The organism is Anaerococcus sp. HMSC075B03, from assembly GCF_001815585.1.
Classification (GTDB): Bacteria; Bacillota; Clostridia; order Tissierellales; family Peptoniphilaceae; genus Anaerococcus; species Anaerococcus vaginalis.
The window spans coordinates 132,267-156,585 of sequence record NZ_KV821178.1; the positions used below are offsets into that span (position 1 = coordinate 132,267).

At 27.9% G+C, this 24,319-nt stretch carries 22 protein-coding genes; 18 read left to right on the top strand and 4 right to left on the bottom strand.

Going from position 1 to position 24,319, the window contains the following annotated elements; translation table 11 throughout:
• Window positions 1-23: 23 nt before the first annotated feature.
• Window positions 24-1,196, top strand: coding sequence for a hypothetical protein (locus tag HMPREF3045_RS03735; protein WP_070737107.1), 1,173 nt, complete (start codon window positions 24-26; stop codon window positions 1,194-1,196).
• Between the two features lie 91 nt (window positions 1,197-1,287).
• Here the strand turns inward: HMPREF3045_RS03735 and HMPREF3045_RS03740 are convergent, their stop codons facing one another.
• Entirely contained in the window at window positions 1,288-1,776 is a 489-nt protein-coding gene (locus HMPREF3045_RS03740; RefSeq protein WP_070737108.1) for a DUF5301 domain-containing protein, read from the bottom strand.
• Window positions 1,777-2,035: 259 nt separating this feature from the next.
• On the opposite strand from HMPREF3045_RS03740, the gene HMPREF3045_RS03745 reads away from it, so the two are divergent.
• The 16 genes from HMPREF3045_RS03745 (at window position 2,036) to HMPREF3045_RS03820 (ending at window position 18,533) form a co-directional block, all read left to right on the top strand.
• Window positions 2,036-4,126, top strand: coding sequence for a Tex-like N-terminal domain-containing protein (locus tag HMPREF3045_RS03745; RefSeq protein ID WP_070737109.1), 2,091 nt, complete (start codon window positions 2,036-2,038; stop codon window positions 4,124-4,126).
• The gene (locus HMPREF3045_RS03750; protein ID WP_070737110.1) at window positions 4,127-4,618 is read left to right on the top strand and encodes a PTS sugar transporter subunit IIA; all 492 of its coding nucleotides are present in this window, start codon (window positions 4,127-4,129) and stop codon (window positions 4,616-4,618) included.
• 63 nt (window positions 4,619-4,681) lie between these two features.
• Complete coding sequence (locus HMPREF3045_RS03755; RefSeq protein WP_070737111.1) at window positions 4,682-6,400, top strand: proline--tRNA ligase; 1,719 nt, start codon at window positions 4,682-4,684, stop codon at window positions 6,398-6,400.
• Window positions 6,391-6,690, top strand: a complete 300-nt coding sequence (locus tag HMPREF3045_RS03760) for a thioredoxin family protein (protein ID WP_004839036.1) — start codon at window positions 6,391-6,393, stop codon at window positions 6,688-6,690. Before HMPREF3045_RS03755 ends, HMPREF3045_RS03760 begins: the two co-directional genes overlap by 10 nt.
• A gap of 9 nt (window positions 6,691-6,699) precedes the next feature.
• Window positions 6,700-7,569, top strand: a complete 870-nt coding sequence (fba, locus tag HMPREF3045_RS03765) for a class II fructose-1,6-bisphosphate aldolase (RefSeq protein ID WP_004839035.1) — start codon at window positions 6,700-6,702, stop codon at window positions 7,567-7,569.
• Window positions 7,570-7,621: 52 nt separating this feature from the next.
• Window positions 7,622-8,977, top strand: a complete 1,356-nt coding sequence (gene rho / locus HMPREF3045_RS03770) for a transcription termination factor Rho (RefSeq protein WP_070737112.1) — start codon at window positions 7,622-7,624, stop codon at window positions 8,975-8,977.
• 58 nt (window positions 8,978-9,035) lie between these two features.
• Window positions 9,036-9,626, top strand: a complete 591-nt coding sequence (locus HMPREF3045_RS03775; protein ID WP_070737113.1) for a TVP38/TMEM64 family protein — start codon at window positions 9,036-9,038, stop codon at window positions 9,624-9,626.
• 64 nt (window positions 9,627-9,690) lie between these two features.
• Complete coding sequence (gene rpmE, locus HMPREF3045_RS03780) at window positions 9,691-9,897, top strand: 50S ribosomal protein L31 (RefSeq protein ID WP_004839030.1); 207 nt, start codon at window positions 9,691-9,693, stop codon at window positions 9,895-9,897.
• Between the two features lie 35 nt (window positions 9,898-9,932).
• A complete protein-coding gene (prmC, locus tag HMPREF3045_RS03785; protein ID WP_070737114.1) occupies window positions 9,933-10,724 on the top strand; it encodes a peptide chain release factor N(5)-glutamine methyltransferase in 792 nt (263 codons plus the stop codon).
• Window positions 10,725-10,733: 9 nt separating this feature from the next.
• On the top strand, window positions 10,734-11,807 hold the full coding sequence (prfA, locus tag HMPREF3045_RS03790) for a peptide chain release factor 1 (protein ID WP_004839028.1): 1,074 nt from the start codon (window positions 10,734-10,736) through the stop codon (window positions 11,805-11,807).
• Window positions 11,808-12,812: a cation diffusion facilitator family transporter gene (locus HMPREF3045_RS03795; protein WP_070640057.1), complete on the top strand. Its 1,005-nt coding sequence runs from the start codon at window positions 11,808-11,810 to the stop codon at window positions 12,810-12,812.
• Window positions 12,784-13,821 carry an L-threonylcarbamoyladenylate synthase gene (locus HMPREF3045_RS03800; protein WP_070737115.1) on the top strand — a complete coding sequence of 346 codons (1,038 nt, stop codon included), beginning with the start codon at window positions 12,784-12,786 and terminating at the stop codon, window positions 13,819-13,821. The genes HMPREF3045_RS03795 and HMPREF3045_RS03800 overlap by 29 nt, the downstream gene beginning before the upstream one ends.
• A 10-nt stretch (window positions 13,822-13,831) precedes the next feature.
• Window positions 13,832-14,461: a uracil phosphoribosyltransferase gene (upp, locus tag HMPREF3045_RS03805; protein WP_019117496.1), complete on the top strand. Its 630-nt coding sequence runs from the start codon at window positions 13,832-13,834 to the stop codon at window positions 14,459-14,461.
• A 9-nt stretch (window positions 14,462-14,470) separates the two neighbouring features.
• Complete coding sequence (murA, locus tag HMPREF3045_RS03810; RefSeq protein ID WP_070737116.1) at window positions 14,471-15,748, top strand: UDP-N-acetylglucosamine 1-carboxyvinyltransferase; 1,278 nt, start codon at window positions 14,471-14,473, stop codon at window positions 15,746-15,748.
• Window positions 15,749-15,750: 2 nt separating this feature from the next.
• The gene (locus tag HMPREF3045_RS03815; protein WP_070737117.1) at window positions 15,751-17,904 is read left to right on the top strand and encodes an SF1B family DNA helicase RecD2; all 2,154 of its coding nucleotides are present in this window, start codon (window positions 15,751-15,753) and stop codon (window positions 17,902-17,904) included.
• A complete protein-coding gene (locus HMPREF3045_RS03820) occupies window positions 17,901-18,533 on the top strand; it encodes a ComF family protein (protein WP_070737118.1) in 633 nt (210 codons plus the stop codon). The genes HMPREF3045_RS03815 and HMPREF3045_RS03820 overlap by 4 nt, the downstream gene beginning before the upstream one ends.
• Window positions 18,534-18,559: 26 nt before the next feature.
• Here HMPREF3045_RS03820 and scfB read toward each other — a convergent pair whose 3' ends face one another.
• The 3 genes from scfB to HMPREF3045_RS03835 form a co-directional block, all read right to left on the bottom strand.
• Entirely contained in the window at window positions 18,560-19,945 is a 1,386-nt protein-coding gene (gene scfB, locus HMPREF3045_RS03825) for a thioether cross-link-forming SCIFF peptide maturase (RefSeq protein ID WP_070737119.1), read from the bottom strand.
• A gap of 66 nt (window positions 19,946-20,011) precedes the next feature.
• Window positions 20,012-20,161 carry a six-cysteine ranthipeptide SCIFF gene (scfA, locus tag HMPREF3045_RS03830; RefSeq protein ID WP_004817312.1) on the bottom strand — a complete coding sequence of 50 codons (150 nt, stop codon included), beginning with the start codon at window positions 20,159-20,161 and terminating at the stop codon, window positions 20,012-20,014.
• 53 nt (window positions 20,162-20,214) lie between these two features.
• Window positions 20,215-21,555 carry an aminotransferase class V-fold PLP-dependent enzyme gene (locus HMPREF3045_RS03835; protein WP_070737120.1) on the bottom strand — a complete coding sequence of 447 codons (1,341 nt, stop codon included), beginning with the start codon at window positions 21,553-21,555 and terminating at the stop codon, window positions 20,215-20,217.
• Window positions 21,556-21,728: 173 nt separating this feature from the next.
• Here HMPREF3045_RS03835 and HMPREF3045_RS03840 point away from each other — a divergent pair, with 173 nt between their 5' ends.
• Window positions 21,729-24,290, top strand: a complete 2,562-nt coding sequence (locus HMPREF3045_RS03840; RefSeq protein ID WP_070737121.1) for an LTA synthase family protein — start codon at window positions 21,729-21,731, stop codon at window positions 24,288-24,290.
• The last annotated feature ends 29 nt before the right edge of the window (window positions 24,291-24,319 follow it).

Sequence of the window (24,319 nt, forward strand, 5' to 3'; positions counted from 1 at the left end):
ATAATTATTTCAAAGGTGGTAATATGAATAATTTAAATTATGATGGAATATATGATATTTTAAACAAAATGAATTTGCCATTAGTAATTATAGTTTTAATTTTAGGACTTGCTATTTTGTTTTTAATATCAAAAATTTTAATAAAGGCTGGTTTATTTTTATTAGTAATGACCTTTATTTTCGATTTTATTATGAGGGTTTTGCCGATAGATATTTACCTAAATTATCCTAGCATTAAGCTTATTATAAATATATTATATGCTTTGGGATTTTTTATTTTCGCCTATAAAAATATAAAAAGAATAATGAAAAATAAGAGAAAAAAAGAACTTTTTAAAGATAAAAATCCAGTAAAAAAACAAAAGTCTGATAAAAATCCTATAAAAAGTTTTTTCGCATACACAGGCTCACTTCCATTTTTGATTATGCTTTTATTAAATGTATTTAATCATGGAGGTGGAATTTATAAAAATATTTTAAACTTACTTACAAGCCTATCTTTTTTATTTATGGTATTTACAACTTTATACAATACATATAAAAGAGTTGATACATTTAAGGGAAATACAGGCAGAATGAGGTTTGATGATTTAAATATTCCTTTTAGAAAAAATTCTCAAAACAAAAGCAAAAATTCAGATAGAAAAGTTTTGAAAAAAGAAGAAAACGAACAAGTAGAGGATGATTTAGAAAAAACTCAAACAAAAAGATTAAATTTGAAAGATATAGATAAAAAATTAAATGAAAATGTAAGTGAAGAAATAAATTTATATGATTTTAGAGATAAAATGAATCAGAATGATTTGATTAATCTTATAAATGACAAAAACAGCAAACTTGTCACGATGATTTCTCTTACAAATTTGGCTGATGGAATAAAAAAATCTTATAAATCAGACAAGTGTAAAGCTGATATTAGACAAGATGATGAATACAAGCTTGATTTGGAATTTGAAAATTTCAATGATTACGATTACGGAAGATTTATTGATTTGCTTTTGGATTATTCAAAAAATAGGTCAAAATATAAATTTCAACTTGATTTGATTCCACAAAAAGCAAAAAATTCAAAGGTAGTATTTTATGATCCATCAAACCTATATGAGCTTGATAGGTCATTTGGAAATGAATTTCAAGGAAGAACAATTTCTATGAATTTCCCAAAATATAAAATAAATTATATAACAGAAAATTAAATTAAAGCTGGTGAAAATTATTAATCAATAATGGTTTTGCACCAGCTTTTTTATTTTGTGAAAAATTCTATATAAAAAGGGAGAATAATATTTAGAAGTCACTGTCTAATAAATCTTCAATATTTACTGAAATATCTTCTTTATTATTTTTTGGGGAAATATTGTCTAACAGTAAATATAAATTATCGTTATAATTTAATTTAAAAATATCATTAAAAGCTTGTTCAAAATAAATACTATTATTTTCTTCATAAATTGAGCTTATAATAAAACCACCATCTTTAATTTTGAATGTAACTATAATAAATTCTTCTTTATCAGGGAAATTTGAAGTACTTATCTTTTTTGTTTTTTCTGAATCTTTTATTATATTTAAAAATTTATTTATATGTGATTTTTTATAAACTTCTCTTTTCTCAACTCCTCTATCATTAATAACTCTAATAAATGTAATACTACTAATATCATCTGGTTTAGGTATCTTTACTTTTTCATTATTAGTTTTATATTTAAAAATCAAACTAAGACTAATGATTATAATAGCTGAAATTAATAAAAATATTTTTTTCTTTTTCTTCATAATCTTTCTCCTTTTATATTTTATATTAAAAATTTGTAGTAATTTATATAGTAACCATACTGGATTAAAATCTAATATAAAAGTTTTAAAGTTATACTACTTTCACAAATTTTAATAATTCTTAAATATTATATTCTATTTTTTCGAATTAATGACCTATTAGGGTATAGTATATTTGTATTTAAAGAAATATATTAATTAAAAAATATAGGAAATATCCTATATTTTTGTGATTTTAGATTGAATTAGTGAGGTAATAATGGAAATATCAAAAATTCTTTCCGATGAATTAAATATTAATCAAAAAAGTATCGATGAGGTTATAAAATTATTAGATGAAGGCTCTACTGTTGCTTTCATTGCAAGATATAGAAAAGAAAAAACTGGTGGCTTAAAAGATACTGAAATTAGAGATATTGAAAGTGGACTTACAAGGCTTAGAAATTTTGAAAAAAGAAAAGAAGAAATTCTTACTTCTTTGGAAAACCAAGAAAAGCTTGATGATGAATTGAAAGAAAAAATTGAAAATGCAAAAACTTTGACTGAGCTTGAAGATATATATGCTCCTTTTAAGAAAAAAAGAAAAACAAGAGCTGATAAGGCAAAAGAGCTCGGTCTAATGGAGCTTTTGGATGAGGTTTTGATGAATGCCACAAGCGAAAAAGAAGGTCTTGAAATTGCAAAAAAATACATAAAAGAGGGCGTTGAGGATGAAGTCGATGCTATAAATAAATCTTTGGATATTTTGGCAGAAGATGTTGCAAATAATATTGATGCCAAAAATATAATCAGAAGAGATGGACTTGTTAGGGCAAGAATTTTGGCAGAAAAAAAAGAAGATGAAGATTTGATTTATGAAAATTATTATGGTTTTGATGAAAAAATTAAAAATTTAAAGCCATTTCAAATTTTAGCCTTAAATAGGGCAGAAAAAAATAATGATTTGACTGTGAAATTAGAATTTACAGATAATTACAACCTAACTTTAATCAAAAATCTTTACAAATCTAACAATGATTATACTGAATCTTTGATAAAAAAAGCTATTGAAGATTCATACAAAAGGCTTTTAATGCCTACAATAACAACTGAAATAAAAAATAAGCTTACAGAAAATGCTGAGAATGAATCAATTAAAGTTTTTTCAAAAAATTTAAAGCCATATATTTTACAAAGACCTATCAAAGATAAAAATATAATTGGTCTTGATCCGGGTTTTAGGACAGGTTGTAAGGTTGCTGTTATTGATAAGCACGGAAAATATTTAGATCAAGCTGTAATTTATCCAGTAAAACCTCACTCTAAAGAAAAAGAATCTATTGAGATTTTGAAAAATTTAATTAGCAAATACGATGTTGATATAATTGCTTTGGGAAATGCAACTGCAAGCAGGGAAACTGAAATTGTCGTAAATAAATTGTTAAAAGAAGTTGATGGTGTTTCTTATGCGATTGTAAATGAAGCAGGAGCTTCTGTTTATTCTGCATCAAAGCTTGGGGAAGAAGAATTTCCAAATCTTGATGTTACAATAAGAGGTGCAGTTTCAATGGCAAGAAGACTCCAAGATCCTATGGCAGAGCTTGTAAAAATTGATCCAAAACACTTGGGCGTTGGACAATATCAACATGATATAAATCAAAAAAAATTAGACGATGAACTTGAAAAAGTTGTAGAAGATAGCGTAAATGAAGTTGGCGTTAATATAAATAATGCATCTTACAAATTATTATCTTATGTTTCTGGTTTAAATTTAAATCTTGCAAAAAGAATCGAAGAAGATTTTAAAAATGGTGAGATAAGAGAAAGACGCGATTTGAAAAAAGTTAAGGGACTTGGAGATAAAACTTATAAAATGGCAGCAGGATTTTTGAGATTTCCTGACTCTCCAAATTTTTTGGATAATACAGCAGTCCATCCAGAAAGCTACAAAATTGCAAAAAAGCTTGTAGATTATAATTTGGATGAAATTGATTTAGAAAAATGTGCTGACGAGCTTGAGGTTGGCGTTTTAACTTTAAAAGATATTATTGAAGAATTAAAAAAACCAGGACGTGATCCAAGAGATGAACTTCCAGAAGTTGTTACAAAAAGTGAAATTTTATCAATAGATGATTTGAATGAGGGAGATATTTTAGAAGGAACTGTAAGAAATATTACAGAATTTGGTTGTTTTGTTGATATTGGAGTAGGAATTGATGGACTTGTTCACATATCAAATATGAGCGATAAATTTATAAAAGATCCAAATGAGATTGTTACAAATTCTGATATAATAAAAGTGAAGGTAATAGAAATTGACAAAAAAAGAGAAAGAATTGGTTTGTCAATGAAAAATTTAAAGGAGAAATAAATGTTTGATTTTTTTAAAAAGAAAAAAAAGGAAGAAAAAATCGTATCTATAGCAAGTCCAGTAAAAGGAAAAGTTGTAAAATTAGAAGAAGTGCCAGATCCTGTTTTTGCAGAAAAAATGGTAGGAGATGGATTTGCAGTAGAACCTGAAAATGGCGAAGTTTTTGCTCCAGTAAGTGGAGAAGTTACTTTACAACCAGAAGGATACCATGCGATTGGAATAAAAACACAAGAAGGACTAGAAGTGTTAGTGCACTTTGGACTTGAAACTGTAGAATTAAAAGGCGAAGGATTTACTCCTCATGTTAAAGTTGGAGATAAGGTAAATAAGGGCGATAAGGTTTTATCAGTAGATATTGATAAAATAAAAGATAAAGTTCCATCAATTATAACTCCTTGCATAGTTGCAAATTTGGAAGAAAATATTTTATCAGAAATAAACTTTGATGCAAATTGTGGCGAAGAAGTTCAAACAGTTACAATCGCAGAATAATTGATTAAAAAAACTAAGTGTGATAATATTTTTAAGGATAAAAATTTAAAAAGTGGAGGATAAATGAGATTATCGAATTATTATATGCCTACATTAAGAGATGATCCTCAAGATGCAGAAACACAAAGTCATAAGCTTTTGGTAAGAGGAGCTTTTATTAGAAAAACTTCATCAGGAGTTTATTCCTACTTGCCATTAGGAATGAAAGTTATAAATAAAATTGAAAATATTGTAAGAAAATCTATGGAAAAATATGATTCTATAGAAGTAAGTACATCAGTATTACAAAGTAAAGATATTTGGGAAAAATCTGGTAGATGGCAAAATTTTGGACCAGAAATGTTTAAAATAAAAGATAGACACGACAGAGAATTTTGCCTTGGACCAACTGCTGAAGAACAATTTACAAATTTAATTAAAGACGAATTAAATTCATATAAGCAACTTCCATTAAATTTATACCAAATAGTTTCAAAATTTAGGGATGAAAAAAGACCAAGATTTGGAATAAATAGGTCAAGAGATTTTATAATGAAAGATGCTTATTCATTTGACGTTGATATGGAAGGCTTGGAAAAATCTTACCAAAAAATGTGGGATGCTTATGTAGAAGTTTTTGATGCCCTAGACCTTGATTATAAAATTGTTGAGGGAGATTCTGGAGCTATGGGTGGAAATATAAGCCACGAATTTATGGCACTTGCAGAAACAGGAGAAGGCGAAATTTTTTATACAGAAAATTCAAATTACGCAGCAACTGATGAATCTGCAAAATTTTTCCTAGAAATTGACGAAAATGAAAAAGAAAAGGAATTAGAATTAGTTGAAACAAAAGATGCAAAAACAATTGAAGAAGTTTCAAATTTTCTAAAAATAGATGAAAATAAATGTGCCAAAGCTGTAGACTTATTGGTAAAAGGCGAGCCAGTTCTTGTTATTGTTCCTGGAGATAGGGAATTAAATATGGCAAAATTAATTTCTTATTTACAAGTCCCAGAACATGAAATAGAAATGATGGATGATGAAACAATAAAAAAAATCACTGGAGCAGAACCAGGTTTTACTGGTCCAAAAGATTTAAAAGAAGATGTGAGAGTTATTGTTGATAAGTCAATTACAAGATATAAAAATATGGTAATTGGAGCAAATAAAACTGACCACCATTATATAAATGCAAATTATAAGAGAGATTTTGATGGAGAAGTTTGCGAAGATTTATTGACAGCAAAAGAAGGAGATCTTTCACAAGATGGAAAAGAAAAACTTCAACTTGCTCGTGGAATTGAAGTAGGAAATATCTTCCAATTGGGAACAAAATATTCTGAAAGCCTTGAGGCTTATTTCTTGGATGAAAATGGAAAACAAAAACCATTTATAATGGGCTCTTATGGAATAGGAATTACAAGATCAATTTCTGCAATTATTGAGCAACATTACGATGAAAATGGAATAATTTGGCCAACAAAAGTTGCTCCATTTGAAGCTTGGATAACTCTTGTAAACAAAAACAATGAAGAGCAAAAAGAAATAGCAGAAAAAATCTACAATAAATTATTAGATGCAGGTATTGAAGTAATGCTTGATGATAGGAAAGAAAGAGCTGGAGTTAAATTTAATGACAGAGACTTGGTTGGAGTTCCTTATAGGATTACTGTAGGAAAAGATGCAAAAGATGATATGGTAGAATTTTCAAAAAGATCTGATATGGAAAATTTAAAAATGCCAACAGATGAAGCTATCGAAAAAATTATATCTTCAATAAAAGATGATTTATGCAAATAGTTGATTATAAAATTTCAAAAGAATTTTTAAAAAAGATATTAGTTGATAATAAAAAAATAATAGCCCTATTTCATGCAAATTGGTCAAGCTCTTCGAATTTAATGAAAAAAAACTTTTTAAAAGAAGAAGAAGACTCATATAAAAATATAAAAAAAATGATTATAGACATTGATAAAAATAGGGAATTAATCAAAAAATTGGGTATTAATCAAATACCATCTTTAGTTTCTATTACTAAAGATAGTCTAAACGAAAATGATTTTATAATAAATTCATTAAGGAGTATTTAAGGAGCAAATATGTTAGTTAATGCAAAAGAAATGTTAGATAAGGCTTATGAAAATGGTTACGGAATTGGACAATTCAATATAAATAACCTTGAATGGACAAAGGCAATACTTGAAGCTTGTGAGGAAAAGAAATCAGCAGTTATTTTGGGAGTATCAGAAGGTGCTGCAAAATATATGGGTGGATTTAATGTAGTTAGTAAAATGGTTGAAGGACTTGATAAAGATTTAAATATCACAGTACCAGTTGCCCTTCATTTAGACCATGGTTCATACGAAGGAGCTAAAAAAGCACTAGATGCAGGATTTACATCAATAATGTTTGATGGTTCAAGCCTACCAATAGATGAAAATATAGAAAAAACAAAAGAAATTGTTGAGTTATGTCATTCTAAAAATGTTTCTGTAGAAGCAGAAGTTGGTGGAATCGGTGGAGAAGAAGATGGAGTTGTTTCTGCAGGAGAATTAGCAGATCCTGAAGAATGTAAAAAAGTTGCATCACTTGGCATTGATTTCTTAGCAGCAGGAATTGGAAATATTCACGGAGTTTATCCAGAAGATTGGCAAGGACTTAATTTTAAAAGACTTGAAGAAATCAAAGAAGCAGCTGGAAAAATTCCTCTAGTTTTACACGGTGGTACAGGAATTCCAGAAGAACAAGTTAAAAAAGCTATCGAAAGAGGAGTTTCAAAAATAAATATTAATACTGAATGCCAAATAGTATTTACAGAAGCTACAAGAAAATATTTTGAAGAAGGTAAAGATAAAGTTGGCAAGGGATTTGACCCAAGAAAAGTATTAAAACCAGGTTTTGAAGCAATCAAAGATAAGGTTAGAGAAAAAATAGAATTTTTCGAATGTGAAAATTCAGCAGAAAAATAAAAATAAAATCGGAGCCTTTTGGCTCCGTATATTTTTATTGTAAAGGAATAATATGGATATAAATATAAATGATTTAGATAAGCTAAAGTTAGATGAACTAAGAGAAATTGGAAAAAATCTTTCGATAAAATCTCTTTCATCTTACAGAAAAAATGAGCTTGTAGAAATAATTAAAGAGGCATATAGCAATAGTAAAAATTTTGAAAATAATGAAAGTTCTAGCAATGATTTAGATGATTCAAATGAAAATTTTGATCTTGGAGAAAAATTTAATTGCGAAGGACTCTTAGACCTTCACGAAGATGGTTTTGGATTTTTAAGAACTGAGCTTTATGAATCTAGCAATGATGATATATATGTTTCTCCTAAACAAGTTAAAATGTTTAGACTAAAAACAGGTGATTTTATTAAAGGAATTGCCAGAGTAAAAAAAGATAAAGATAAATTTTCTCCCTTAATTTTCGTATCAGATGTAAATGGCTTAAAGGCAGCAGATGCTTTTAATAGGTCAAATTTTGAATCACTCACACCAATATACCCAAATCAAAAATTAAAACTTGAAACAAGCAAAGATAAAATTTCTCAAAGAATAATAGATATTATTGCGCCTATAGGAAGAGGACAAAGAGGTCTTATTGTATCTCAACCAAAAGCTGGTAAGACTACTTTGATTAAGGATATTGAATATGCTCTTGAAAAAAACTTTGATGATTTAAAGATTTTGGTTTTATTGATTGATGAAAGACCAGAAGAAGTTACAGATTTTAAAAGATTTGTAAATCAATACAGGGACAAAGATAATGAGCTTACAAGAACAGAAGTTGCAGCATCAACTTTTGATAAGGCTCCTCAAAATCATATTTATATGCAAGAGATGGTTCTTGAAAGAGCAAAAAGACTTGTAGAAGATAATAAAGACGTTGTAATTTTATTAGATTCAATTACAAGGCTTGCAAGGGCTTATAATATTATGACTCCACAATCAGGAAGAACTCTTTCTGGTGGACTTGATCCTTTGGCTTTAATTGGTCCAAAGAAATTTTTTGGAGCTGCAAGAAATATTGAAAATGGTGGTTCGCTTACAATTATAGCCACAGCCCTTGTCGATACAGGATCAAGAATGGATGATATGGTGTATGAAGAATTTAAGGGAACTGGTAATATGGAATTGCATCTTGATAGAAAGCTTGCACAAAGAAGAATTTTCCCAGCCATTGACATAGAAAAATCATCGACAAGAAAAGATAATTTATTGTTAAACAACAAAGAGCTTGAGGCGGTTTATAAACTTAGAAATTCTGATATGAAAGATAAGATGGATTTCACAAATGAATTAATTAATTTAATGGCAAAATGCAAATCAAATGATGAATTTGTAGAACTTATAAATAAAACTTACAAAAATTAGCCATAAATTTATTATATAAGTTATAATGAAGATGTAATAAATTGAGTTAGGGATTTTTATGAAAGTTAAAGCAAAAACTATAATAAATATTACAAGTATTCTTATAATTTTAATTTCTATTTACTTAGGCTACAAGGGTTATAAGTTAGGAATATTTACATCAGTTGCAAGTCTTCAAAAATTTTTGCAACAATATGGGATTTGGGCTCCACTAATTTTTATGATTTTGCAAATAATCCAAATCATAATTCCAGTTATACCAGGTGGAATTACTACAGCTTTTGGAGTTGTTATGTTTGGACCTTTGTGGGGCTTTGTTTATAATTATATTTCCATTTGCCTTGGTTCTATTATAGTATTTTTAATTTCAAGATTTTTTGGAAAAGAAGTTGTGCTTGCAATTTTTGGCGAAGAAAATTTTAAAAAATATGATAAGTGGTTAAACCACGAAAAATATGATAGATTTTTTGCTTGGGCTATTTTACTTCCAGTGGCTCCTGATGATTTTTTGTGTTATTTTTCAGGACTTACTGATATGAAATTAATAACTTTTGTAAAAATAATTATTTTTTGTAAGCCTCCTTCAATATTTATTTATTCGATGGGACTTGTTTTGGGAATCAAAACAATATTTAAAAGTTTTGCTTGAAAGATAAATATTCCTATGGTATAATCATTATTGCTTATTGAAAGAGACAAGAAGAGGTGTTTATATGAAAAAAGAACTACATCCAGAATACCACCAAGCAAAAGTTACTTGCACATCATGTGGTAATGAATTCACTGTTGGTTCAACAGAAGAAGAAATCAAAGTTGAAGTATGTTCACAATGCCATCCATTTTATACAGGAAAACAAAGATTTTCTGACCGTGGTGGTAATGTAGAAAAATTCAATAAAAAATATGGAAGAAATAAATAAGGTTAGGTTTCTAACCTTATTTTTTATATGTATTTATGAAAATTAAAGATATTTTAGAAAAAAACAATAATGATTTGATAATTGCTCTTACATATTTATTAAATACAAACAAAAATTTATTGTTTCTTAATAAAGAAGAAGCTTTAGATGAAAAAATAGAAAATGAATTAAAAATAATTAATGATAAAATAAATGAAGGTTATCCACTCCAATATGCAATTGGCAAGTGGAATTTTTATGGTTTAGATTTATTAGTAGATAAAAGAGCATTAATACCAAGGTATGAAACAGAAATTTTGGTAGATCTTATTATTAATGATAATTCAAATAATAAAAAAATTCTTGATATAGGCACAGGAAGCGGAGCGATTTCTCTTGCTCTTTCAAAAAATCTAAAAGATTCTAAAATTATTGGAGTAGATATATCAAAAAATGCCATAGACCTTGCAAATGAAAATAAGATTAAGTTAAATATTAATAACGTAGAATTTAAAGAAAGTGATATTTTTTCAAATATTGATGAAAAATTCGATATAATAGTTTCAAATCCACCTTATATTAATAAGGAAGATTTTGAAAAACTTGATAATAAATTATATTATGAACCCCAAAATGCTCTTTATGGTGGAGAAGATGGTTTATATTTTTATAAGAAAATAATAAAAAATGCAAAAAACTTTCTAAATAAAAATGGTAAAATATATCTAGAGATAGGTTATGATCAAAAAGATTCCATAAGTAATTTATTAGAAGAATATGGATATAAACAAATAAAATCCTACAAGGATTTTAATGATTTTGATAGGATAATTAAAGCTTGTATCTAAGGAGGATATATGTTAGAAAATCTAGAACATATGAGAGAAAATTTCAAAGAATTAGAAAAAAAACTTGCTGATCCTGAAGTTTTATCTGATACTGAAAGGTTTAAAAAAGTATCAAGAGAATATAATCAATTAAAACCAATTGTTGAAAAATACAATCAAATAAGATCTGCAGAAGATATGATTAATGAAAATACTGAGCTTTTAAAAGAAGCTGATGATAAGGAAATGATTGATCTTTTGAAATCTGAAATTGATGAAAATAAAAAAAATCTTGAAAAATATAATGAAGATTTAAAAGTTTTGCTTATCCCAACTGACCCTAACGATCACAAGGATGTAATTGTAGAAATTAGAGCAGGAGCTGGTGGAGAAGAAGCTGGACTTTTTGCTGGAAATCTTTACAGAATGTATCATATGTATGCCGATAAACAAAAATATAAAACAGAAGATATTGACGTATCAAGTCAAGGAATCGGCGGAATGAAAGAAGCAACTTTTATTGTAAGAGGTGAAGGCGCTTATTCAAAATTAAAATATGAATCTGGAGTTCACAGAGTACAAAGAGTTCCAGAAACAGAATCAGGTGGAAGAATCCACACTTCAACAGCGACAGTTGCTGTCTTGCCAGAAGCTGATGAAGTTGATATAAAAATAGATCCAAATGATATAAGAACAGATGTTTATAGGTCAAGTGGAAACGGTGGACAAAGTGTAAATACAACAGATTCTGCTGTAAGACTAACTCACATTCCAACAGGACTTGTAGTAACTTGCCAAGATGAAAAATCTCAAATTAAAAATAAAGATAAGGCAATGAGAGTTTTAAGGGCAAGATTATATGAAATAGAAGAGCAAAAAAGGCAAAAAGAAATTTCAGACAACAGAAAATCTCAAGTAGGAACTGGAGATAGGTCTGAAAGAATTAGAACTTACAATTACCCACAAGGAAGAATAACAGATCACAGGATAAACAAAACTATTTATCAATTAGATGATTTTTTAGATGGAAATATTGAAGAGATGATAGAATCTTTGATAACTGAAGACCAAACTAGAAAATTAAAGACAATGGGAGAAGACTAATTGTTTGAAATTCTTGCAAAAAAATTTGTAAAAGATTATAAATCGACGGATAAACAAAGAGTAAGATTAAAATTAATTTCTTTATCGGGTTTAGTTGGAGTATTAATTAATATATTTTTGTTTTTAATAAAAATAAGTATAGGAATAATCGCATCTTCTTCAGCAGTAATGGGAGATGCTTTCAATAATATGAGCGATGCCCTTACGAGTTTAATCACTTTGGTTGGAGCAAAAGCAAGTAGCAAACCAGCCGATAGCAACCATCCTTACGGACATGGTAGGAGTGAATACATAGCAAGTTTTTTGGTTTCAATTCTTATTATGTTTGTAGGATTTTTGCTATTTACAAGTTCTATAGATAGTTTTTATAAAGGAAATTTACCAAAACTTTCTAAGCTTAGCATAATAATCCTTGTTATTTCTTTAGGATTTAAATTTTACATTTATTTTTTAAATAAAAACTTAGACAAAAAACTAGATTCTAAATTAAATTATGCAGTAATGATAGATGCAAGAAATGACATATTGTCAACAATTTCTATTATTTTTGCTGTAATTATACAAAAATATATAAGTTTTAACCTCGATGCACTTTTGGGTATAATTTTATCCATTATTGTCTTTAAACCAGGTTTAGATTTGTTTATAGATACTATAGATAAGTTATTGGGAAAAGGAATCAGTGAAGACCTTCATAAAAAAATTGAAGAAATAATTCTTTCTGGCGACTTTGTCCATGGCTATCACGATTTAAAAATTCATGAATATGGCAGAGGAAAGCTTGTAGGAAGTTGCGATGTAGAAGTTCCATCAAATATAAGTGTAGGAATAATGCATCAAGCAGTTACAAATATTGAACTTAGACTTTTAAATGAGTTAAATATTTCTATAACCATACACATGGATCCAACTTATTGCTTAATAGAAAATGAAGAAAACAAAAAAATAATTGAGAAATTAAGAAAGTCAGTAAAAAATGCAAACAGAGATATTGAAAATAGATAGAGAAAATATAGATAAAAATATCCTAAACCATGCAGCTGAAATAATCAAAAAAGGAGAATTAGTTGCTTTTCCCACAGAAACAGTATATGGTTTGGGAGCTGATGGATTAAATCCAAAAGCAGCAAAGAAAATTTTTAAGGCAAAAAATAGACCAGAAGATAATCCTTTGATTCTTCATATAGATGAAGATTATAAGCTTGACGAATTAGTAGAAAAAGTTGACGATAGGACAAAATTTTTAATTAAAAATTTGTGGCCAGGTCCTCTTACTGTAATCCTTAAAAAAAGTTCAATAATTCCTGATATAATTACAGGTGGAGGAGATACAGTTGCTGTTAGAAGACCAAAAGATAAACTTGCAAGAGAGTTTATAAAATATTGTAATACACCAATAGCGGCGCCTTCAGCAAATATTTCTGGCAGACCTTCCCCAACAAATGCAAAAGATGTTTATTATGACATGAACGGAAGAATTCCACTGATAATTGATGGAGGAAGTTCAGATATTGGAATTGAATCAACTGTAATTGATATGAGTTTGGAAAATCCTTGTATATTACGACCAGGCTATTACACTTATGAATACATAAAAAAATTTATTCCAAATGTATGTTTGGATGATTCATTGGTTGACGATTCAAAAGTTCCAAGATCTCCTGGTCAAAAATACAAACATTATGCGCCAAAAGCGGAGATGAAAGTTTTTGTTGGAGATGAAAGTGTAGAAAAAATAAAAGATTTAGCTTTGAAATATAAAAATGAAGGTAAAAAAGTAGGGATTTTAGTTTTTGATAAGGATACTGAAAAATTTTCAGCTTTTACTACACTTTCTTTAGGAAATAAAGATAATTTAATAGAAATGAGCCACGTTCTTTTTGAAGCTTTAAGAGATTTGGATAGAAAAAATGTAGATATAATTCTTGCTGAGGGAGTTAAAGACATTGGGCTTGGAAAGAGTATAATGAATAGGATGAAAAAATCCGCATCTGGAAATATTTTTAATTTGTAAAGGAGAAATAATGGGCAAAGTAACAATTTTGGATCACCCAGTGATCAAACATAAAATTTCAATTTTAAGAGATAAAAATACAGGTTCTAATGAATTTAGATCAATTATAAAAGAGATAACAATTCTTTTAGCTTATGAAGCAAGTAAGGATTTTACTTTAGAAGAATATGATATAGAAACACCAATTTGTAAAACTACAGGTTATAGACTTTCTGGAAAAAAACTTGGAATTATTCCAATCCTTAGAGCAGGACTTGGTATGGTTGATGGATTAATTGAAGTTTTCCCAGCAGCAAGAGTTGGTCATATAGGAATGTATAGGGATGAAAAAACAATGAAACCTATAGAATATTATTTAAAAATTCCTAAAGATTCTAACAAAAGAGATATGTTAGTAATTGATCCTATGCTTGCAACTGGTGGTTCAGCTTGTGATGCCATCCAAAGATTAAAAGAAAAAGGCTGTACTTCTTTAAAATTATTAAATATAATTGCAGCACCTGAAGGAATTAAAAGAGTTCAAGAAGAACACCCAGATGTAGATATTTATATTGCTCAATTGGATGAAAAATTAAATGATGATTGTTATATAGTGCCAGGACTTGGAGATGCTGGAGATAGGTTGTTTGGTACTAAATAAGGGGATAGTATGAGTAAAGAAGAAATATTAGTAGTAAGAAAAAACGGACCATTAAAAGGAGAAGTTTATATTTCTGGAGCAAAAAATTCAGCTCTTCCAATTCTTGCTGCAAGTCTTTTGGCAAGCGAAGAAGTTATTTTAGATGAAGTGCCAAAATTAAAAGATATAGAAGTTATGGTGGAAATACTAAGAAGTTTAAATGCTAAGGTTGAATATATTACAGATACAAGTCTTAGAATTGATTCTTCAAATGTAGATAAATTTGAAACACCATTTGAATTGATGGATAAAATGAGAGCATCTTTTATAGTTATGGGTCCATTACTTGCAAAATTTGGACACGCAGTAACAAAAGCTCCTGGTGGATGTAATATTGGAAAAAGACCAATTGATTTGCATTTAAAAGGTTTTGAAGCTTTAGGTGCAAAAACAACTATGAATCACGAAGAAATATCTTCAAAAACAAAAAATGGTTTAACAGGAAATGTAATTTATTTGGATTTTCCTTCAGTAGGTGCTACTGAAAATATTATGATGGCAGCTACCATGGCAGAAGGGGAAACTGTAATTGAAAATGCAGCAAAAGAACCAGAAATTGTAGATCTTGCATCATTTTTGTCAAAAATGGGTGCAAATATAATTGGAGCAGGTACATCAAATATAATAATTAAGGGTGTAGAAAAATTAAAAGGAACAAGACATACAATAGTTCCAGATAGAATTGAAGCCGCAACTTATATGTTAGCTGCTGCAATTACTGGTGGAGATATTTTAATTAAAAATGTTTTGGGCTCTCACATCAGACCAGTTATAGCGAAATTAATCGAAATTGGTGCTAAGGTAGAAGAAATTGAAGATGATGATATGATTAGGGTAAAAGCTAGTAAAAAATTAAAATCTACAAGTATAAAAACTTTACCATATCCGGGATTTCCTACAGATGTCCAATCTCAATTTATGGCATTAATGACAGTATGCAATGGCGAATCTTCAGTTGTAGAAACTGTTTTTGAAAATAGATTTATGCACGTTGATGAGCTTAAAAAAATGGGAGCTGCAATAATTACTGAAGGAAATAGGGCAGTAATTGTTGGAGTTGATAAACTTCATGGAGCTGAAGTAAAAGCTACAGATTTAAGGGCAGGAGCTGCTCTTATCCTTGCTGGACTTGTAGCTGATGGAGAGACAAAAATATCTGATATTTATCATATTGATAGAGGATATAGTGATTTGATTGAAAAGTTTACAAAACTTGGTGCTCTTATTGAAAGAAAACAGGTAAATTAATAATGAAATTTGAAGGCATAATTAAAAGTATAATTTATAGAAATGAAGAAAATGGATACACTGTCTTATCCTTACAAACTTCTGACTCGCCTATAACTTGTACTGGAATTATGCCTTTTTTTAATGAAAATGATCAAGTTGTTGTTGAAGGCGAATTAATTTATCATGACAAATATGGAGAGCAAATAAATGTAGAAAGTGCTATGATAAAAAAACCTTCAGGAAAAAAAGCAATTATTTCTTATCTTTCTAGTGGAAATATTGAGTCAATTGGAAAAAAAACTGCTGAATTAATTTATGAAAAATTTGGGGACAAATCTATTGATGTTGTTTTTAATGAAACTGAAAAACTTTTATCTATACAAGGAATTGGCAAGAAAAAACTTGAAAAAATAAAAGAATCTACTATTGATGCTAGAGATAGTAGGGAGGCTTTGTTATATCTTCAAGGTTTAAATATTTCATTTAATTTGGCAAATAAAATTTATAAGGCCTATGGTGATAATACAATTTCAATAGTAAAAACAAATCCTTATAAATTATCTGAAGATATTTCAGGAATTGGTTTTGTGATGGCTGATAATATTGCTATGAATATGCAAATGAAAAATGATTCTAAATTTAGAATTTCAGCGGCTATCTCTTATATTTTAAAAAATGATGCAGAAATGAGTGGCTCTTGCGCTGTAAAAAAAGAAGATTTGTTGAATAAAACTTTTGATTTGATTAAAGTAGATAAAAATAAAATAAATGAACAGATAAATGAGGATCTTTTAAAATCAAAAATTCAAATTATAAAAATTGGAGAAGACGAATTTGTATATGATAAAGATATTTATATGGCAGAAAAATCATGTGCAATAAATCTTTCTAGGCTTCAAAATGAAAAATATATTTTTGATGTGAAAATAAATGAAGATTTTGATGCTTTTTCAAAAGAACAAGAAATTGCTATAAAAGAAGCTTTTAATAATATGCTTTTAGTAATTACTGGAGGGCCTGGAACTGGAAAAACTACAATAATAAAGGCTATTTGTAATATTTTAAATGAAAATAATTTAAAATTTAATCTTGCAGCACCTACGGGACGAGCTGCAAAAAGAATGCAAGAGTCTACAGAATATGTAGCTTTTACAATTCATAGGTTAGTAGGAATAAAACCAGAAAGCACGATTCCAGAATTTAATGAGGAAAATACTCTTGATTGCGATTATGTAATCCTTGATGAGGCAAGTATGATTGATATTAAATTAATGGATAAATTATTGAAATCTCTCTCATCAAAAACCGCTTTAATTTTGGTTGGAGATCACAATCAACTTCCAAGTGTTGGAGCAGGAAATGTTTTGAAAGATATTTTGGATACTGATATTAAATCTGTTAGATTAAAAAAAATATTTAGACAAGCTCAAGAAAGTAATATTGTAGTTAATGCTCACAAAATAAATGACGGTTTGTATCCAATTTTAAATCAAAAAAATAAGGATTTTTTCTTTATTAATTCAAATTCAAAAAAATTTCAAAACGATTTGTTGGATTTGGTAAAAAATAGACTTCCTAACTACTATAAGCTTGATCCTATCAACGACATTCAAATACTTGCGCCTAGCAAAAAATCTTTGTGGGGAATTGTTAATATAAATGATCTTTGCCAAAAAGAATTAAATAAAAATCCTAATTCAATTAAAATTAACAATAGAATTTTTAAATTAGGTGATAAGGTTATGCAAGTTAGAAATAATTATGAACTTGAAAGCTTAAATCCAGATGATTTTGATGATGGCGTTTATAATGGAGATATTGGTAGAATTATTGATATTGATAAAAATATGGAAAGTTTAAAAGTAGAATTTTATGATGGAAATATTGTTTCTTATAAAAAAGAAGATGTTAAAGATTTGGACTTATCTTATGCAATTACAATTCACAAATCGCAAGGATCTGAATTTGATTGCGTATTAATTCCAATGATGCCAGCATCTTTTATGCTTTTAAACAGAAATTTATTGTATACTGCCATAACAAGAGCAAAAAAATTGGTAATTTTACTTGGAGAAAAGAAAATTTTAAAACAAATGGTTAGAAATAATAATGAATCAAAAAGACTTACAAATTTAAGTTTTTGGATAAAAGAATTATCAGAGGCGTTAAAATGATTGGAGATTTTTTGTTTTTGGATGATAATTTGTGTCTTTTTTGCAAAGATGAAGAAAAAGAAAAATTTTCTTTGTGCAAAACTTGTCTTTCAAAGCTTGATTATGTTGACAATGAATTTGAAATTTTAAATTATAAGGCTAGAGTTTTGTATTTTTATAATCCTTTTATGGCACATTTGATTGGAGATTTTAAGTTTAATAGAAATACTTCCCTTTATAAAATTTTTGGTCAAATTATTTATGATTATATTAAGGAAAAATCTATGGATGATTTTGATTATATTCTTACGACGCCCTCATCAAAATCTGTTTTAAATAATAGGGGATTTGACCACATAAAACTTATTTGTGATTATTTTATAGATGAAACTAATATGAAATATTTAGAAAATTTTAAAAAAATAAAAAACACAAAGGCTCAACATAAACTGTCAAGAGAAGAAAGGGCAAAAAATTTAAAAAATTCTTTTGAATTTGACGGAGATTTGACTGGGAAAAAAGTTTTGATTTTTGACGATATTATTACAAGTTCCAATACTATGAAAGAAATTATAAGAACAATTGAAAAGGCAAATCCAAAAAATATAGGAATTCTTGCCCTTGCATCAAGTCATAGGGTAAAAAAATAAGGTGCATTTATAAATGCACCTTATTTCTATGCTTCTGCTTTTTCGCTTTCTTTTAAAAATTCGTGAATTTTTACGGCAAGTGCCATTTCTATTCTTTTTTTGAAAACTTTACATCCGTAATCGTAAATTTTATTTATATCGCCACCTGCATTATAATTATTTGCTGCGCAGCCTCCTGAGCAATACATTTGTGCCCAGCAGTCTTTGCATTTTTCTTGGCTATATAAATTATTTTTTTTGAAATTTTTAATTATTTCTGGTTTTTTAATTCCTTCAAAAACATTTCCTATTTTGAAATCGTCGTTTCCAACGAATTGATGGCATGGATATAATTCTCCTGTTGGTGTAACTGCCATATATTCTGATCCTGATCCACATCCCGAAATTCTTTTGTAAACGCAAGGCCCATTGTTTAAATCAATCATATAATGGTAAAAAATAAATTTGTCGTCTTTATCAATTGCATCTATTAACATATCTGCAAGTTTTTCATATTCTTCAAAAATTCTTGGAAGATGCTCTTCTTTTAGGGCGTAATCCTCTTCATTATTTCCAACAACTGGCTCAAGGGATGTTCTTTTAAAGCCTAAATCTAAATAAGTTTTTATATCTTCTGTAAAATCCAAATTATTTGCTGTAAAAGTTCCTCTCATATAATATTCTTTGTCGCCACGATTTTTTACTAATTTTTGAAATTTTGGAACAATTTTATCAAATGAGCCCTTTCCATCATGAGTTTTCCTAAATTCATCATGTTTTTCTTTTCTTCCATCAAGAGAAAGAACGACATTTTTCATATTTTTATTTAGATATTCGATTTTTTCATCATCCAAAAGCATTCCGTTTGTGGTTAAAGTGAAATTAAAATGTTTATTAAATCCTTTTTCCTTACTTCTTGCATAATCGACGGTATTTTTTACCAAATCCCAATTTAAAAGTGGTTCTCCTCCAAAAAAATCAATGTCCAAATTATAATGAGATCCTGAATTTTCCAAAAGAAAATCAATGGATTTTTTTGCAACATCATCTGTCATAATTGCCTCAGGACCATGGTATCGTCCTTCTTTTGCAAAACAATACTCACAAGAAAGATTGCAAGTGTGACTTACATTTAAGCACATTGCCTTTAGATAAGTTTTTCTTTTATCCAAATCAATGGTTAAATCCTTAAAATCATCATCTGAAAATAAAACTTTTTCGCTAACTAAACTTTTTACTTCTTCATAAGCTTCGTCAAATTGGTCTTGATTTATATTATGTAAATTTTTAATTTCTTTTTCTATGTAAGATTTTTCTTTATTTTTATTTAATAGGCTTATAATATCGTAAGAAATTTCATCAACTAGATGAACTGATCCGGAATAAACATCCAAAACAATATTATAACCCTTTGCTTTGTATTGGTGAATCATTTTTTCTCCTTAATTTATAGTAAAATACTTGGGATTTAATCCAATAAAAAAATAAGGGGCTTGCCCTTATTTATTTTTTGTGTTAACACATTCTTGGTTAGCAACTCCACAAGAAGTTTTGCAAGCTGATTGGCAAGATGTTTGACATTCGCCACAGCCACCATCTTTTTTGCTTTTGTGAAGATTTCTTGTATTTAAAGTAATAATTCTTTTCATATATGTATCTCCTTTTTCCTATAGATTCATAATAACAAAATGGATAATTTTTGTCAATTGATAATAGGAATGTGAGAATTTTCCAAAGATAAATCAATTCCCATAGTTTGAAGATATTTAATTTGGTCAATAATTTTTTTATTAATAATTTCTCCAGGAATAAGAAGGGGGATTCCTGGCGGATAAGCATAAATATATGAGGCAGAAATTTTGCCTTGAGATTTATCTAAGTCAACCAGAGAAATATTTTTACAAAAAGATTCTTTAATTGAAAGTTTTTTTTCACATTCAATAAATTCAAATGAAAAGTTTGATTTTTTATATTTTAAATTCTTGTCAATTTTAACTAGGGTATTTTTTAATCTCAAAAATCCCTCTTTTCTATCAAAAATACTTGCAATCAAAATCACATAAGTTGGGCTTGCCATTTCTATCTCGATTTTTTCTTTATATAATAAATCAGAAAGCTCATTTCCGTTAATATTTGTATTTTTGCAAGAAATAATAATTTTTGAAATATCTTTAGACTTAGAATTGATAAATTTTAAATTTTTCAATTCAGTTTTATACAAATAAGTTAAATTTTCCAATAAGTTATCCCACAGACCATAAAAATTTGAAAAATTAGAAATCATATCATCGATTGAGCCACTTACTAAATAAGATGGGGAAGATGTTTGAAATATTGCCATATTTCGTCTTAAATTTTTAATATCAATATTTTTATTTTTTATAATAATGCCACTAGCTGGAGTTAAAGCTGATAAATTTTTATGAAAAGATGTAATAGCTAGGTCGTAGGAAAAATTATTTTCATAATCGGATAAGATTGTATGAGAACCATGCGCCATATCAACAAGCAATAAAATATTTTTATCCTTTATTATTTCTTTAACCTTTTTTAAATCAATCATAAAGCCTTCATAAGAAGGAGAAGTAAGAAAAATCAAAGAATAAGAATTTTTTTCGATTTTTTCATTCAAATCCTCATAATCAATGTCATAAGCCATATCATTTTCATCAATTTTTACCTTTAAAAAATCTGCATTTAAATCAAAAAGCTCAATTGCATTAAAAATAGATTTGTGGGAATTTCTTTGGACTAGAATATTTTTATTTTTTTGGGTTAAAGCTCTTAATGATGCAAGAATTCCACAGGTTGAACCGTTAGTTGAAATTATAAAATCATTAGCTTTATAGATATGAGCAAGTTCATTTTCCATTTTTTTGAAAAGCCCTTGGGGATTATTCAAATTATCAAAATTTCTAATTTCTGTTATATCTCTTTCGTAAGAAATTTTTTTATTTAACAAATTTTTATTTCTTTTGTGTCCAGGCATAGCAAATGGATAATAATCTTCTTTTAAATAATCATCTAATTTTTCATTTAACATTTTTAATCCTTTCTTTTATCCAATATTATACTTAAAAAAATTTAAAAATAAATTTTTGAAATTAGACATTTTATTTACATAATCTGTGATATAATGTATAATTGTATTGGTAAATTTACATTAATTTAACATAAAATATATAAAAAATTCACAATTAGAAAAGAGAGGATTAAATGAATAAAAATAAAAAATTAAAAATTACTTCGTTTGTAATTTCTTTGATTGTAATGCTTTTTATTCAAAGCTTTATTGAAGATTTTTCTTTTAAAGTTTATACAAACGAAAAAATTGAAATTAGTCAATTGGAACCTAGCAGCCAATATTCGAATAATTTTAAAATTAATTCGATTTATCAAGGAGATAAACTTTTAGACTTAAACAAGGTTGATATTAAAGGATGGACAAAGGCAAATACAAAAACGGGCTATCCAATTCAAACAAATGGTTATAGCAAGGATAATAAATTAAGTATTAAACCTAGTCCAAGATTGATGTTTAATAAATTAACAGTAAATTTTGAAACAAGTCCAAAATATTCTACAGCTGTGATGACTTATTTAAAAGACCATACAATGACAATGTATGCTAGCTCATCTGATAACAGGTCATACGTAGATATTAATTACACAGACTTTTTATCAATTCTTACACAAACATTAATTTTTATCGGCTCAATTGTTCTATTTTCATTTTTTATTTATAACTTAATAAGAAGAATAGAAAAGGCGGAAAATAAGAAAAAAGAAATCTTATACATAGGTAAAGATTATATTTTGAATTTTTTAGTTTTTGGTGTATCTGTTTATGGTTTGAGTAAATTAAGAGATCATGTAAATAATGAAGTTTATTTTACTTTCTTCCATGCACCATTTACTTACAATGATTTGGTAGAATTTATATCAATTGTATTTTTAGCATCTCTTGGAATGAAAAGTATTTACAAGAGAAAACAAAACATAAAAGCACTTGATATGACAAATTGGATTTTATTTATCCTAAATCCATTCATGTCATTTTATATATTGGAGTCAGCTTACAATCCAAATTTTGCTTCAATGGAAATAATTTATATATTAATAAATGCTTTAATTTTATTCTTAATCCAAATTTTAATATATATTGTAATTAGGAAAAAAAGACTTTCAATGATTTTCATTTTAGTTTTATCAATTGCTTTTGGTATTGCTAATGATGCCTTGTATATTTTGAGAGATTCTCCACTTATACCAGCATTTTTGGGTTCCCTTGGTGTTGCAGCTGATGTTGCAAAAGATACAGTTATTCAATTAAATGGACATTCATTAATGGCATTTTCACTTGCAAGCTTGTGGCTTTTAGTAGTTTCTTCTATAAATGAAGGAAAAATTACAATTTCCAAAAAATCTTACGCAAAACAACTTGTTGGTTATTGTGCGATGTTTGGTTTGATTACTGTAGTGAGCGTAAATTATTTTATCAAGCAAAATGGAGTTGGAGTAAACTTATGGAGACCATCAAGAACTTATTATGTAGAAGGCTCCCCATACAGTTTTTATAGAATCTTAGCAAATCAAATTATAACAGCTCCAAAAGGTTATAATGAAAAAGAAGTAGAAGATACACTAGAAGAATATTACAACAAAGATATAGGAACAAAAGGAAATAAAAAACCAAACATAGTTATAATACAATCAGAAGCCCTTGCAGATTATTATGGAAAAGGAAATTTAAAACTTAGTGAAAATCCAATAGCATTCCAAAGATCTCTTGATGAAAATGCAATTCAAGGTAAAGCCTATGTTTCAGTTTTGGGAGGAGGAACTGTAAATTCAGAATATGAAACTTTAACATCAGTCCCATTAACATTTTTCCCACTAGGAGCATATCCATTCCAACAATATGTAAAAGAAGGACATACATCAGTTGCAAGAGTTTTAGAAAATCAAGGTTATCAAACATTTATAACTCACCCAAACAAACCAACAAATTATTCAAGACAAGAGGCTTGGCCAAATTTAGGTTTTAAAAATATGGCATTTTTGGGAGATTATGATAATAGTCCAGAAAGTTTTGAACCAACAAACGGATTTTTGAAAGAGTCAGTTGCTTTTGATAAAATAAAAGAACAATTTGAAAAAAAACCAGCTGACAAACCACTATTTGCATATCTTGTTACCATGCAAAATCATGGTGGATACACCTCAAATGTTCCAGGGAAAATAAAAGTATTAAATGAAACTAATGGAGATGACCAAGGTGCTAGCCACTATGTAAATCTATTAAAAAAATCAGACGAAGATTTAAAAAGACTTGTAGAATATTTCAAAGCATATAAAGAACCAACAATTCTTTGTATATTTGGTGATCATCAACCACAAAATTATGATGTATTTATGAAGCTAATTAAGTCAGGTGGAGATTATACAAATAAAGATGTATTCTATACACCACTTACTATTTGGGCAAATTATGATATTGATGAAGAAAAAGATTTAGATATATCTGTAAATGAATTGACCCCATACTTATTAGAAAAAGCTGGAGGAATTAAATTGTCAGCATATCAAAAATATATGCTAGACATTCACAAAGATTATCCAATAATTTCTACTAAGCAAATATATAATAATAAGGGAGAAGAAGTAAGTAAAGACGAAGAATTTCAAAAAAGAAATAATAAATTAAATTCTATAATTTATTATGAAATGAAGCAAGATACAAAATCAAATAAATATTTTAATGAAGCTTCAAAATAAAATTTTCCGAAACCAAGTAAATCTTGGTT

Excerpts from the sequence above, each read along its gene's own strand:
- HMPREF3045_RS03735 (WP_070737107.1), top strand. The coding sequence starts at position 24 with ATGAATAATTTAAATTATGATGGAATATATGATATTTTAAACAAAATG.
- HMPREF3045_RS03740 (WP_070737108.1), bottom strand. The coding sequence starts at position 1,776 with ATGAAGAAAAAGAAAAAAATATTTTTATTAATTTCAGCTATTATAATC.
- HMPREF3045_RS03745 (WP_070737109.1), top strand. The coding sequence starts at position 2,036 with ATGGAAATATCAAAAATTCTTTCCGATGAATTAAATATTAATCAAAAA.
- HMPREF3045_RS03750 (WP_070737110.1), top strand. The coding sequence starts at position 4,127 with ATGTTTGATTTTTTTAAAAAGAAAAAAAAGGAAGAAAAAATCGTATCT.
- HMPREF3045_RS03755 (WP_070737111.1), top strand. The coding sequence starts at position 4,682 with ATGAGATTATCGAATTATTATATGCCTACATTAAGAGATGATCCTCAA.
- HMPREF3045_RS03760 (WP_004839036.1), top strand. The coding sequence starts at position 6,391 with ATGCAAATAGTTGATTATAAAATTTCAAAAGAATTTTTAAAAAAGATA.
- fba (WP_004839035.1), top strand. The coding sequence starts at position 6,700 with ATGTTAGTTAATGCAAAAGAAATGTTAGATAAGGCTTATGAAAATGGT.
- rho (WP_070737112.1), top strand. The coding sequence starts at position 7,622 with ATGGATATAAATATAAATGATTTAGATAAGCTAAAGTTAGATGAACTA.
- HMPREF3045_RS03775 (WP_070737113.1), top strand. The coding sequence starts at position 9,036 with ATGAAAGTTAAAGCAAAAACTATAATAAATATTACAAGTATTCTTATA.
- rpmE (WP_004839030.1), top strand. The coding sequence starts at position 9,691 with ATGAAAAAAGAACTACATCCAGAATACCACCAAGCAAAAGTTACTTGC.
- prmC (WP_070737114.1), top strand. The coding sequence starts at position 9,933 with ATGAAAATTAAAGATATTTTAGAAAAAAACAATAATGATTTGATAATT.
- prfA (WP_004839028.1), top strand. The coding sequence starts at position 10,734 with ATGTTAGAAAATCTAGAACATATGAGAGAAAATTTCAAAGAATTAGAA.
- HMPREF3045_RS03800 (WP_070737115.1), top strand. The coding sequence starts at position 12,784 with ATGCAAACAGAGATATTGAAAATAGATAGAGAAAATATAGATAAAAAT.
- upp (WP_019117496.1), top strand. The coding sequence starts at position 13,832 with ATGGGCAAAGTAACAATTTTGGATCACCCAGTGATCAAACATAAAATT.
- murA (WP_070737116.1), top strand. The coding sequence starts at position 14,471 with ATGAGTAAAGAAGAAATATTAGTAGTAAGAAAAAACGGACCATTAAAA.
- HMPREF3045_RS03815 (WP_070737117.1), top strand. The coding sequence starts at position 15,751 with ATGAAATTTGAAGGCATAATTAAAAGTATAATTTATAGAAATGAAGAA.
- HMPREF3045_RS03820 (WP_070737118.1), top strand. The coding sequence starts at position 17,901 with ATGATTGGAGATTTTTTGTTTTTGGATGATAATTTGTGTCTTTTTTGC.
- scfB (WP_070737119.1), bottom strand. The coding sequence starts at position 19,945 with ATGATTCACCAATACAAAGCAAAGGGTTATAATATTGTTTTGGATGTT.
- scfA (WP_004817312.1), bottom strand. The coding sequence starts at position 20,161 with ATGAAAAGAATTATTACTTTAAATACAAGAAATCTTCACAAAAGCAAA.
- HMPREF3045_RS03835 (WP_070737120.1), bottom strand. The coding sequence starts at position 21,555 with ATGTTAAATGAAAAATTAGATGATTATTTAAAAGAAGATTATTATCCA.
- HMPREF3045_RS03840 (WP_070737121.1), top strand. The coding sequence starts at position 21,729 with ATGAATAAAAATAAAAAATTAAAAATTACTTCGTTTGTAATTTCTTTG.